The following is an 11,965-nucleotide window of genomic DNA, read 5'->3' on the forward strand; positions in this document are numbered from 1 at the left end:
ACCGGCGGCCTCCCCCGTCGCGGCGGCGCTGCCGCCGCTCGACGCGGCCGGCCACACACGCTCCCTGGAGCTCGGCACGGTCCCGGATGGCGGCCTTCCGGCCGTTTCGCGGCAGATCCTACGCTGCTGAGCGGGCCAGGCCGCCCCACGCGCACTGCGGGGGCCGGCCCCCGCAGCCCGGGCACCCCCCCCCACGTCCAGCAGGAGAACCATGTCTAGCGACCCTTACGCCGTCATCGCCGCCCTGGTGCGCGCGACCGCCCTGCGCACCGGCTCCGACGCCCGCGAACCCCGGCCCGCCGAAAAGCCCGTCACACCGGCCCCCGAGCAGCAGGCCGCGCGGGAGGAGACCCGCTGCGAACACTGCGCCCCCGCGGCCTGAGAAGCAGGTGGCATCGGTCGGTGGCCGGTGCGGGGGCCGGGCGGGCCGCCGACGGGCGACTCGCCCACCGTCTTCGCCCGGCGCAGGCAGGAAGTGGCTGGTCGCGAGACGCTGGCCGGTTTCGGTCGGCTCCTGCCGCCCGCCGGCTGCTCGTAACGCGCTGTTTACATCCGGGCTGGAACTGTTGCCGACAGTGGATCGTCGGACTGATCGACGGCTGTGCGAGGATCTTCGACCGCGCCGCTGAGTGATGGGGCGCGCCGGAAGGGAGGGCAGGGAGTGTCAGGGAGCAGGTATGCGGTGCGCGCTGTCGCGGCGCTGCTGGCCGCTGTCCTGGCGGTGCTGTTCTTCTCCCATGCCGCTGCCGCGACGCCTTCACATGAACGTGCGCCTCAGGGCCGCGGAGCTGCCGCTTACGAAGCGCAGCTGTGCGAGGGCTCCTCCCGGCCGGAGGAGGCTGCCGGGCACTGGGCGCGAGTCCGTGAGAACAGCCCCCCGGCCGATCATTCCGAGCCGGCTGCTCCCACGGCGGGGTGCGCGTCGGCGGCGCCGTGCGACTGCAGGCCCTGCCGGCGGGTGCCGTACGAGCCGGTCGGACAGCCGCCACCCGTTTCACCAGCCCTGCTGCAGGTCTTCCGCTGCTGACAGTCAGGCCCCGTTCCACGCCCCGCTCCTGCTGGAGTCGTGTCCGCTCCTGGAGTGCCGCTGATTCTCAAGCGGCTGTGAGGCGTGCCCCGTGCCCGCGTGCTCGAAGGTGAATCGTCACCCGCGAAGGCCGGGCATGTCCGCCACTGACCGTCCGGTCGGGCCGTCCGCGGTGTGAGGAACGGAACCCCGTCTCACCATCCCAACCCTTTTTCTGCGAACCCCTGCAGGCGGTGCGGCGTCCCCTTCGCCCACCCCGCGCCGGGCGGCCTCATGCTGCCCGCCGCTTCCCTCCAGGGCCCGCGGCATCCCCATCCATCACATCGACGCCCCCTGCCGGGGGCGCAGGAGGTACCTGACATGCGATCCCTGATCGACCACGCCCGTTCCTTCCACCAGCAGGCCGCCGGGGAACTCGGCCGGCTGGCCGCCGGCCAGCAGCCGCAGGCCCTGTTCATCACCTGCTCCGACTCACGCGTCGTCCCCTCCCTGATCACCGGTGCCGGGCCGGGCGAGCTGTTCGAGATGCGCACCGCGGGCAACATCGTTCCCCCCTACTGCCTTCAGCGCCCGTCGGGTGAGGCGGCCACCATCGAGTACGCCGTCGAGGTCCTCCAGGTTGCCGACATCGTGGTGTGCGGCCACTCCCACTGCGGGGCGGTCGGCGCTGTGGTACGCGGCGAGGACCTCACGGCCGTCCCCGCCGTGAAGGGCTGGCTGGCCCACGCGGCCTCCCCCTCCCTGCAGGACGGCAGCACCGGTGAGGAACCTGCCGCGGAATTCGCCGGCCCGGTGCAGCGCCACGTCCTGGAGCAGCTGGAGCGGCTGCGCGGCTATCCGGGCATCGCCCGCCGGCTGGCCGAGGGCCGGCTGCGGCTGCACGGCTGGTTCTACGAAATCCACACCGGGCTGGTGTGCGAGCACCGGCCGCAGGACAACGCGTTCCTGCCGCTGTAAACCCCGCACGACCCGAAACCCTGGCCCCCACACTCGCCAAGGACCCCCCATGAATCCCGCCATCCTGCGGCGTGACGTCGCCGCCTCCCTCGTCGTCTTCCTCGTCGCCCTCCCGCTGTGCGTGGGCGTCGCCGTCGCCTCCGGCGTGCCGGCCGAACTCGGCCTGGTCACCGGCATCGTCGGCGGCCTGATCACCGGCCTGCTGCCCGGCAGCAGCCTCCAGGTCAGCGGACCCGCCGCCGGATTGACCGTCCTCGTCTACGAAGCCGTCCAGACCTACGGACTGCCCGCCCTCGGCGTGATCGTCCTGGCCGCGGGCCTGCTCCAGCTGGTGCTGGGCGCCCTGAAATGCGGGCGCTGGTTCCGCGGCATCTCCATCGCCGTGGTGGAGGGCATGCTCGCCGGCATCGGCCTGGTCATCATCGCCGGTCAGCTGTACTCCATGGCAGGCGTGGCAGCCCCCGCATCGGGCATCGGCAAGATCACCGGCCTGCCCGGCCTGGCCGGTGACCTCTTCACCTCCACCACGCTGTGGCCCTCCTTCGCGCTCGGCGCGGGCACTGTCGCGGTGATGCTGCTGTGGCAGCGCCTGCCCGCCAAGGTGCGGGTGGTGCCCGGCGCGCTGGTGGCCGTGGCCCTGGCCACCGGCGCGACCTGGCTGCTGAACCTGTCGGTGAAGACGGTCGAGGTCCGCGGCCTGATCGACTCGATCCAGCCGCCCGGCACCGAAGCGCTCGGCGGGCTCGGCCCCGGCCTGCTCGGCACCGTGCTCGCCTTCACCCTCATCGCCTCCGCCGAGTCGCTGTTCAGCGCGGCAGCCGTGGACCGCATGCACGCGGGCCCGCGCACCGACTACGACAAGGAACTGATGGCCCAGGGCGCGGGCAACATCGTCTGCGGTGCTCTCGGTGCCCTGCCGATGACCGCGGTCATCGTCCGCAGCGCCACCAACGTCCAGGCCGGCGCCAAGACCAAGGCGTCCCGGGTCCTGCACGGGCTGTGGCTGCTGCTGTTCGCCGCCCTGCTGCCGGCCGTCCTCGCGCTCATCCCCATCGCCGCGCTCGCCGGCGTCCTGGTCCACGCCGGCGTCAAACTCCTGCCCGTCAAGCACTTCCCCGCGCTGTGGCGCGAACACCGCGGGGAGGCCCTGATCCTCGCGGCCACCGCCGTGGCCATCGTCACCGTCAGCATGTTCGAGGGTGTCCTCATCGGCCTCGGCCTGGCCGTGGTCAAGGTTGCCTGGGAGACCTCGCACATCAAGCTGGAGGTGATAGACAAGGGCGCAGGCCCCGTCCAGGCGTACCTGTCGGGCCACGCGACCTTCCTGCGCCTGCCGAAAATACTGGACGACCTGGAAGCACTGCCCAAGGACCGGCCCGTCGAGCTGGACCTGTCCGGGCTGCACCACCTCGACCACGCCTGCCGTACCGCCCTGATCACCTGGGCCGAACGGCACAACGCCGAGGGCACCGAACCCGTACGGATGACCCCGGCCCTGCCCTGACACGCCGGGCCCCCGCCTCCTGCACAACCGGTGGCGCCGCCGCACCCCACCCCGGGTGGGGCGGTGCCACCGCAGGACCGCGACGGTCATATCGGAGACAATCGACTCCAGCCCCCTGCGGCCCGGGGGATCTCACGGAGCCGGGGGAGCCGGATCGCTCGTTGTATCCCCGCCGAGAAGGGAGGCGCCCCATGGCCGTCATCGTCGTGGGTGTCGACGGCTCGCCGGCCTCGCTCAAGGCCCTGCACTGGGCCGTCGACGAGACCCGCCTGCGCGTGGCGACACTGCGGGTCGTCCACGCCTGGTCCTCCCCCTATCACGGCAGCGAGATCGCCCGCCTCGCCACCGAAGCAGCGGTCCGCGAACCGCTCCAGCGGGCGGCCGAGCAGACCCTCGAAGCCGCCCTCGGGCACACCGCGGGCATCGAGGATGCCGACATCGAACGCCGCGTCGTCGAGGGCCCGCCCGCCCCCGCACTGATCGAGGCCGCCCGAGGCGCCGACCTCCTCGTCGTCGGCCCCCGCGGCCGCGGCGGCTTCACCAGCCTGCTTCTGGGCTCGGTCAGCCATCAGTGCGCCCAGCACGCACCCTGTCCCATCGTCATCGTCCACACCTGACCGCGCCCGCCCCCAGCACCCGGTGAGCCGCCCGGAACAGGCCGTCCCGCATGCCGCCCCTCCGCCTGTCCGCCTGTCCGCCTGTCCGCCTGCAGGGTCAGCAGATCAACTCGGGCACCGACATCGGCGGGAGCCGGGGCTCGCGGCCACTGTCCGCAAGGGGCGTCAGAAGCCCGCCGGCTCCTCGACGTGCTCGGCGGGCTCGATCTGGATCGTGGGGTGGGTGACGCCGTATCCCTCGGCGAGGATCTGCCGGGTGCGGTCCAGCACGGCGTGCCAGTCGGCACCGTCCCCGATCACCACATGCGCGGTGGCCGCCTCCATGCCGCTGGTGAGCGTCCAGATGTGCAGATCGTGCACCTCGCGCACCCCGGGGACCGCGGCCAGCTCCCGGGCGGCTGCCTCCACATCGACGCCGGGAGGCGCCACCTCCATGAGGATGCGCAGGGCCTGGCGCATGAGCTGCCAGGTCCGCGGCAGGATGAACAGCCCGATGGCAGCCGCGACGATGGCGTCGATGTACCGGAAACCGGTGACCGTGATCACGACCGCGCCGATGATGACCCCGACCGAGCCGAGCATGTCGGAGAGCACCTCCAGGTAGGCACCCTTGACGTTGAGGCTCTCCTTGGCGCCGGCGGTGAGCAGCCGGAAGGAGACGACGTTGACCAGGAGGCCGACCACGGCGACCACCAGCATCGGCACCCCGAGGACCTCCGGCGGGTCCCGGAAGCGCTGCACCGCCTCGTAGAGCACGTAGAAGGCGACACCGAACAGCAGCAGACCGTTGATGACCGCGGCCAGCACCTCCAGCCGGTAGGTGCCGTAGGTGCGCTGGCCCGCCGCCGGACGCTTGGCCAGCTTGATGGCGGCCAGGGCGAGCCCCAGCCCCAGCACGTCGGTGCCCATGTGCGCCGCATCGCTGATCAGCGCGAGGGAACCGGTGACGACGCCCCCGACGACCTCCACCAGCGCGTACGCCGCGGTCAGCGCAAACGCGATGGCCAGCGGCTTCTGGTGGCGTCCGCCCGCACTGCCGATCCGCGGCCCGTGCGCATGCCCGTCACCGCCGGGTATGCCAGGTGCGGAGGAGCCCCCTGCGTGATCGTGCGCCATGGTCCTCGAGCCCTTCCCCGGTGCCAGTCGAGTCGATCCAGTGCCGAACCCCCCGGGGGCGACGGCCTGCTCGACGCAGTACAACCACAAGATCCGCCGACCCGTCCAAACCGGACCGCACCGCAAAGACAGTACTCTCGGCTCCTCCCAGCCTGAACCAGCCAGGCGCCGCGCGCCACCGCCTTCGGAAGTGTCGGCAAACGGTCGTTGTCACCTGGCCTGGACGCCGCACCACCAAGGACGTCGGTAACGCCCTCCATCTGGAGCAGGACGACGACCGGATGGACGAGCTGCACCGCATGCTCTTCCAGGACCTGCTCAGCGGCCGCTGGAGGCACGGCGTATCGCCGCAGCGACCGCCGCCCGCTCCCTAGACCTGGCCAGCCCGATCAACGCGCCCCGGTACGTGACGATGGTCCGCGACCTTGAGCCGGAGCTGTCGCCGCACACCGCGGGCGTTAGCGAACTCCTCGAACGCCTCCGCACCGTCGGCTGGCACCGGACCGCACTCGACCGCCCGCACCGACAAGCCCCCGCCACCACACCCACTGATCATCTGACTTGCAGTGAGCGCCGTCACGGCACGGGGAAAACCAAAGGGGAGAGGCAGGACGGGTGGCATTCCTGACCGACGAACAGGCCGCGACTACGGGCACGTTCACCGCCGTACCGGACGACGGGCAGCTGGCCGGCTACTTCCTCCTCGACCGCGACGCGCGGCGGCGGGCGATGACCTGCCGGGGCGCGAGGTCACAGCTCGGCCACGCCGTCCAGCTCGGCACGGTACGGTTACTGGGCACCTTCCTGGACAACCCTGAACACGCGCCCGCTGACGTCGTCGAGTACGTCACCGACCAGCTCGGCCACTCCCCGTCGGTGCTCGCCGGGTACGGCGCCGAGCGCACCCGCTGGGACCACCAAGGCACCATCAAGGACGCCTACGGCTACCGGGATCTGAAGGGTGACGCCTGGTGGAAACTGGCCCGCTGGCTGTGGGACCGCTGCTGGTCAGGCAACGAGCGCCCCATCGCCTCCACCCGGGCCTCGTCCAACGCGCCCACTGTGCCTGAGGGGCCCCGGACTCCTATTTCTGACGCCATCTGACACCAGAGGACGATTAACCGGCAAGTAGGCCCGTCGATCCCCACCGTTTGCCGACGCTGGAAGGCAGCCCTGTTAGCGGCTTGCCGAGGCGCGGAGGGCGCTCAGGGACGCTTCTGCGCCCGCCGCCTGGCGGCCGTGTCGAGGTCCTGCTGCCGGAGCGTGAAGTTCCTGGTCGAGTCTCTTCGCGGCGTTCTCGTTGAGCCCCTGGTCGGCCACCTGCCAGTAGCGCGGCTCGTGTCGCCGGCGGAGGCGTGTTGGCTGGGAGAACAGCTCCTTCAGCGCCGGAGGGGTGTTCGGGGGGATGTCACCCGGACTGGCGGGTGAGAAGCGCGGTGCTGCGGTTGTTGTGGTGCCAGCAATTCGTGACGGACCTGACGGAGCCGTTGTCCGAGCGCCACATGCTGCGCCAGGGGTTGGCCACGGTGGTCGGCTCTGGAAGACGCGACCTGCCCCGCCCCGTCGAGGAGCCCGAGGACGAATCCGCACTCGGGAAACCGGCATGAGCGGAACAGCTGTGGCCGCCCGAGCACGTGAATGCGGCATCCCGATTCGGAACAACCGCCAGCCGAAGGCCCCGCGGCAGGAGTTCGCTTCGGCGCCGAAAGTGCTCCGGCCGGCTCTGGGCAACTCCTACGCGATCCGCCGGCTGCGCGTCTGCAACGCTCACCATCCAGCTCAAGCGTCTGGAGGAGGACCTCGGTGGCCCGCTGCTGATCCGCGCGGGCCGAGGCCGGAAGCTGGAACTCACCGCGCTCGGCCAAGAAGCCGTCCGGGCCGTCGAGAGCTGGGCTCACACCCTGGCTGACCAGCCCCGGCAGACCTGGCACCGCGCGACCGGACACCGCCTGCGCAAGAAGGGACGCAAAGCCCGGCCTCGCCCCGTTGACGCCCCGGGCGTGGACGGCTTCCCTCTGCTCCTGCGGCCCGCGGTACGAACGTTCCCCGGCTGCCGCCGACTGCTCAGGTTCCTGCAGGCCGTGGCCTACCCGACTCTGGCGGCCTACTGCCGCGACGCTGGCATCTCCCCCTCCACTCTGACTCCGCAGATCCAGCAACTCGAGCGGGATCTCCAAGGGCAGCTCCTGGTGCGCGGCCAGCACGGGCACCGGATGCGACTCACCGACTTCGGAGAGAAGGTCGTGACCGTCGCCCTGCCGTGCGTAGAGCAGCTCGTTGTCCACGAAGGCGAAGGGCGCAAGGACGAGGACTGTGAGACGCGTTCGGCAACGAGCGTGATCAGATCGAGAGAGGCAGGAGGGGCGGATCGGACGGTGTGGTCAAACGAGCCTCCCGCTGCTTGCGGGGAGGCCGCGCAATTCCGCCGAGGCGGAGACCGGTGACCAGCACGCTAGGGATGGGTGTCTTCGTCACTGGGTGGGGCTTCTTCGGGGGTGCACTGTCCGCGGCGCTCGTAGGTGAGCGACTCCGCTGTGGGGCGCGGGGACGGCGCCCGACGCCCAGACCTTCACGATTGATCCTCTTCTTCCTTCATCTCTTGGGAAAATCTTTGAGGTGCCCCGGGGAACCCATTTGCGACGCCATGGCAGACGGTGTGGGAGTCAAAGTGTCCAATGCGCACAATAAGGGTGGTCGGAAGGGGTGGGAGCAAAGGAATCTCCTCTCTCTCTTGACGCCTCCTTGGGTTTAGCGTGAGGGAAAGTTGAAACTCTTGCGGCAGTAGCCTATGCCTCCTGTGAAGATCAGCCCCGTTTCATTTGAACCCTCAAGGGTTTTCAGGGAGGGAGCTGATCATGCGTCACACACCTGTGGCCCATGGCAGATCGAGGAAGAGACAGGCTCATCAGTCGCGGAGACTGCGACGGATAGCCATCGGTGTGGCAATGCTGTTCGCGGTCGAGGCCGCCCTGGTGTCGGAAGACACCGGGCTGGCGTTCGCGGCGGGCACGACCGCCACAGTATCCGAGTCTGCGTCAACTGTGGCCGCCGCCACGTCGGGGCCTGCGGAGGCGCAGGACGAGGCGTCTGCGGTGCTGATGGCCCGTCTGCAGGACCGGAAGATCGAGGTGTTGTCGGCGCGGACCGCCGACACGACGACGTACGCACTGCCCAGCGGGGAACTGGAGACGGTGGCGTATGGCGGTCCGGTGCGGGTGAAGCGGGACGGGGTGTGGAAGGACATCGACACCTCGCTGTCCGACACCGGCGCCGAGCTGACGCCGGCTGCGACGGTCGCGGACATTGAGGTCTCCGACGGCGGCGACACCAGGCTGGCATCGGTGACCAAGGGCAAGGAATCCTTCGGGCTGGGGTGGGAGGACAAGCTGCCTGCCCCGTCGGTGAAGGACAACACCGCCTCGTACAACCTGGGCAGCGGGCAGAGCCTGTCCGTGACGGCGCTGGCGCAGGGCTTTTCGGAGAACATCGAGCTGACGCAGCGGCCCGACGGTGACGCGGTGACGTACCGGATTCCGCTGAACCTGGACGGGCTGAAGCTGTCCCAGGCAGACTCCGGGCACCTGCTGCTGAAGAACACCGACGGGGACCTGGTCGCCGAGGCCCCGGCCCCGATGCTGTGGGACGCCTCCAAGGACCCCGCCTCCGGTGAGTCCGCCCGCCAGGAGCGGGTGACCACGAGGATCGAGACCGCCTCCGGCGGCTCGCAGACCCTCGTCCTCACCCCCGACACCGACTTCCTCGCCACCGCGACCTACCCAGTGACGGTCGATCCGACCACAACCCTCGCGGTGACCACCGACACCTGGGTGCAGAACCCGGACTACCCCGACTCGCAGGTCTCCTCCCAGGAGCTGAAGTCGGGCACGTACGACGCCGGTGCGGATGTGGCGCGCTCGTATCTGAAGTTCGACGTGTCGAAGTTCGCCGGCAAGCACATCACCGCGGCCACGATGTCGCTGTACAACTACTACTCGGCGACCTGCTCCACGTCCGGTGCGGCCACGCAGGCCCGCCGCATCACCTCCACCTGGTCGTCCTCCTCGATCACGTGGGGTGCCCAGCCGTCGACCACCACGACCGGCATGGCGACCAACACCGGGCACTGGGGCTACTCCTCGTCCTGCCCGGCGAACTGGTCGAACTGGACCCTGCAGCCGATCGTGCAGGCGTGGGCGGACGGCTCCACCAACTACGGTCTGCAGATCCGCAGCGCGGACGAGACCGACTCCACCACCTGGCGTCGCTTCCGGTCGGCGAACTACACCACTTCCGGGTATGCGCCGAAGCTGGTGGTGACCTACAACTCCTACGCCACCACCGCCTCGGCCGCGATCTCGCCGAAGTTCGCCAACCCCTACAACGGCAAGCTGTACGTGACCTCCCTGACGCCGACGCTGTCGGCGAAGGTCACCGACGCCGACGGGTCCACGGTGAAGGCGCAGTTCGAGGTCACCGCGGACCCGGCGTACGCGGACACCACCTACTCCTACACCGGCACCTCCGCCTCGGTGGCCTCGGGATCGACGGCGCAGCTGCCCATCCCCTCCGCCTCGGCGCTGCCCGCGGCCAAGCATCTGCGGTTCAGGGTGCGCGGGTATGACGGCACCGACTACGGGTCCTGGTCGGGCTACACGACGTTCGTGATGAACACCGGCCTTCCCGCCGCGCCCACCATCAGCTGCGACCCCTACAGCGAGAACACCTGGACGGCGAAGGCCGACAGCGGCGCGACCTGCACCCTGGACACCACGTCCACGGACGGCATGGGCTTCTCCTGGGGTCTGGACGACTCCTCGGTGCCGAACCGGGTGTACGACACCACCGACGGTTCCGGCGGCGACCCGCTGACGATCACGATCAAGCCCGGGGAGGACTGGCACAAGCTGTACGCGAAGACCATCGACTCCGGCGGAAACCTTTCCTCTGTAGCGACGACGTACGCGTTCGGTGTCGGTGACGGCGCGGGACTGCTGACCCCGGGGCAGGGCGACAGCGCCGCGCGCCGGGTCAGCCTGACCTCGACGGGGAAGACCACCTACACCGGAGTCACCTACCAGTACCGGCGCGGTGAGACGGACTCCTGGCACGATGTGCCGGTCGCGGACGTCACCAAGTCCTCCGACGGCTCGGCCGTCGGCTCCTGGCCGCTCGCGGTCGCCGGTGGCAGCCCCGCCGCGCTCACCTGGAACGTGACGACCTCGCTCACCGAGGATGGTCCGGTCGACATCCGGGCGGCCTTCACGGACGGCACCACCACCGCCTACTCGCAGCCGCACACGATCACCGTGGACCGCAACGCCGGCGCCGCCCCGAGCGAGGAGGTGGGCCCCGGCTCGGTGAACATGCTGACCGGCGACTTCACCCTCTCCGCGACCGATGTCTCCGGCTTCGGCCTGTCCGTGCAGCGCACCGCCTCCTCCCGCCGCCCGACGGCGGGCGCGGACAGCGAAGGCCAGGCGGCGATCTTCGGACCGCAGTGGACCTCCGGCACCACGGCGGAGATCACCGACTCGGACTGGTCGTATCTCCGCAAGACCTCGGCGACCTCGGTGGCGCTGGTCGATGTGGACGGCGCCGAGACCGGGTTCACTGCCACCTCCTCCGGAGGCTGGAAGCCCGAGCCCGGTTCGGAGGACCTCACCCTGACCGGGTCGCTGACCGGCTCCTTCACGCTGAAGGACGACGGGGGCACCACGACCACGTTCGCGAAGGTGGATTCGGCGGCCACGACCTGGCAGGTATCCAGCACCTATGTGCCAGCCGACAATTCCACCACCAAGGTGGTGTCGGAGAAGGTGACCTCCGGCAGCAGCACGCTGGCCCGCCCGAAGTACGTCATCGCCCCCACCTCGGCGGTGTCGTCCTCGACGTGCGAGACGACGCCGTCGACGAAGGGCTGCCGGATGCTGGAGTTCGTCTACGCAGCCTCCACCACCGCCACCAGCTCATCGCTCGGGGACTACAGCGGGCAGGTCAAGCAGATCAAGGTGTGGGCGACCGATCCGGGCGCCTCAACGGCGACCGCAACCGTGGTCGCGCAATACACGTACGACGACTCCGGCCGTCTGCGTGAGGAGTGGGACCCGCGGATCAGCCCGGTGCTGAAGACCGCGTACACCTACGACTCCGCCGGCCGCGTCGCCACCATGACCCCGCCCGGTGAACTGGCCTGGACCTTCACCTACGGCAAGGCGGGCAACGCCGCCACCGCCGGTGCGGGCATGCTGCTGTCAGTGTCCCGGCCGAACCTGAAGCAGGGCAGCAAGAGCGAGACCGACGGCACCAACGCGACCACCAGCGTGGTCTACGACGTGCCGCTGTCCGGTACCAAGGCCCCGAATGCCATGGGCGCGTCGGACGCCGCGGCCTGGGGCCAGAGCGATGTGCCGACAGACGCGACCGCAATCTTCCCGGCGGATGCGGTGCCGCTGTCGAACACCGGAAGTGACCTGGCCGCGTCCGAATACAAGCGGGCGACGATCGACTACACCGACGCCTCAGGGCGAGAGGTGAACACCGGGACCCCAGGCGGGCACATCACCACGACCGAGTACGACCGCTTCGGCAACACGGTGCGTGAGCTGACCGCGTCCAACCGCGAGCTGGCGCTGGCCACCAGCGGTAGCGGTCTCGCGGAGCAGGTGGCGCTCAGCATCGACCAGATGACGGCCGCCGACCGCGCAGAACTGCTGTCGACTCGCTCGGCGTACTCGTCCGACGGCC

9 protein-coding genes and 1 pseudogene are annotated in these 11,965 nt (G+C 70.1%); 9 read left to right on the top strand and 1 reads right to left on the bottom strand.

Annotation, left to right across the window (positions count from 1 at the left end; genetic code table 11):
* The first annotated feature begins 211 nt into the window (after nucleotides 1-211).
* From O3Q52_RS37235 to O3Q52_RS37250, 4 genes are all read left to right on the top strand, one after another.
* Complete coding sequence (locus tag O3Q52_RS37235; protein WP_269653031.1) at nucleotides 212-382, top strand: hypothetical protein; 171 nt, start codon at nucleotides 212-214, stop codon at nucleotides 380-382.
* 1,005 nt (nucleotides 383-1,387) lie between these two features.
* Nucleotides 1,388-1,984 (top strand): carbonic anhydrase, encoded by a 597-nt coding sequence (locus O3Q52_RS37240; RefSeq protein WP_269653032.1) that lies wholly within the window; start codon nucleotides 1,388-1,390, stop codon nucleotides 1,982-1,984.
* 49 nt (nucleotides 1,985-2,033) lie between these two features.
* Nucleotides 2,034-3,488 (top strand): SulP family inorganic anion transporter, encoded by a 1,455-nt coding sequence (locus tag O3Q52_RS37245; protein WP_269653033.1) that lies wholly within the window; start codon nucleotides 2,034-2,036, stop codon nucleotides 3,486-3,488.
* A 191-nt stretch (nucleotides 3,489-3,679) separates the two neighbouring features.
* Nucleotides 3,680-4,105 (top strand): universal stress protein, encoded by a 426-nt coding sequence (locus O3Q52_RS37250; RefSeq protein WP_269653034.1) that lies wholly within the window; start codon nucleotides 3,680-3,682, stop codon nucleotides 4,103-4,105.
* Between the two features lie 165 nt (nucleotides 4,106-4,270).
* Here the strand turns inward: O3Q52_RS37250 and O3Q52_RS37255 are convergent, their stop codons facing one another.
* Nucleotides 4,271-5,221, bottom strand: a complete 951-nt coding sequence (locus O3Q52_RS37255) for a cation diffusion facilitator family transporter (RefSeq protein WP_269653035.1) — start codon at nucleotides 5,219-5,221, stop codon at nucleotides 4,271-4,273.
* 233 nt (nucleotides 5,222-5,454) lie between these two features.
* Here O3Q52_RS37255 and O3Q52_RS37260 point away from each other — a divergent pair.
* The 5 genes and pseudogenes from O3Q52_RS37260 to O3Q52_RS37275 form a co-directional block, all read left to right on the top strand.
* A pseudogene (locus tag O3Q52_RS37260) lies at nucleotides 5,455-5,565 on the top strand (phosphate transport system regulatory protein PhoU); the annotation flags it as partial.
* Nucleotides 5,566-5,836: 271 nt separating this feature from the next.
* Nucleotides 5,837-6,325: a DUF4158 domain-containing protein gene (locus O3Q52_RS37265; RefSeq protein WP_269653036.1), complete on the top strand. Its 489-nt coding sequence runs from the start codon at nucleotides 5,837-5,839 to the stop codon at nucleotides 6,323-6,325.
* Nucleotides 6,326-6,687: 362 nt separating this feature from the next.
* Nucleotides 6,688-6,828: a hypothetical protein gene (locus tag O3Q52_RS37270; RefSeq protein WP_269653037.1), complete on the top strand. Its 141-nt coding sequence runs from the start codon at nucleotides 6,688-6,690 to the stop codon at nucleotides 6,826-6,828.
* Nucleotides 6,829-6,855: 27 nt separating this feature from the next.
* The gene (locus O3Q52_RS54465) at nucleotides 6,856-7,665 is read left to right on the top strand and encodes a LysR family transcriptional regulator (protein ID WP_369124180.1); all 810 of its coding nucleotides are present in this window, start codon (nucleotides 6,856-6,858) and stop codon (nucleotides 7,663-7,665) included.
* A gap of 501 nt (nucleotides 7,666-8,166) precedes the next feature.
* Nucleotides 8,167-11,965 (top strand): DNRLRE domain-containing protein (locus O3Q52_RS37275; protein WP_269653038.1); only part of this gene is annotated, 3,799 nt, incomplete at its 3' end.

Origin of the sequence: Streptomyces sp. ActVer, assembly GCF_027270795.1 — a bacterium.
In the GTDB taxonomy this organism is placed as follows: Bacteria; Actinomycetota; Actinomycetes; order Streptomycetales; family Streptomycetaceae; genus Streptomyces; species Streptomyces umbrinus_A.